The following is a 368-nucleotide window of genomic DNA, read 5'->3' as shown; positions in this document are numbered from 1 at the left end:
GCTCCGGCACCGGACCGCCCAGGGCCTCGGCGAGGTCGGCCCGGACGACGCCGGGCGGTGTGGCACGGTGCGTGTGGCGGTTCCGTCGGACGGCCGCCTAGCCGCGGGGCTCGCGGCGGTCCTCGCCGCGGTCCTCGCCCCGGTCCTCGCCCCGGTCCTCGCCCCGGTCCCCGCCGCGGTCCCCGCCGCGGTCCCCGCCGCGGTCCCCGCCCCGGTGCGCGCCCCCGCTCTCGCGCTCGGCGGGGGGCTGCGGGGGGCGGCTCGCGGCGTGCCACCGCTGGCCGAGGGGCGTGCCGACCAGGGCGGCGGTGACCGGGTCGGCGGCCGAGCGTTCCCGGTACCGGGGCAGGTGGGCGTCCAGCCACCGG

At 83.7% G+C, this 368-nt stretch carries 1 pseudogene; it reads right to left on the bottom strand.

The features are described 5' to 3' along the window. Positions 1-97 precede the first annotated feature (97 nt). A pseudogene (locus PUR61_RS18550) lies at positions 98-368 on the bottom strand (hypothetical protein); the annotation flags it as partial.

Origin of the sequence: Streptomyces sp. BE20 (assembly GCF_036322525.1) — a bacterium.
Lineage (GTDB): Bacteria > Actinomycetota > Actinomycetes > Streptomycetales > Streptomycetaceae > Kitasatospora.
This window is presented reverse-complemented; position numbering and strand designations above follow the sequence as displayed.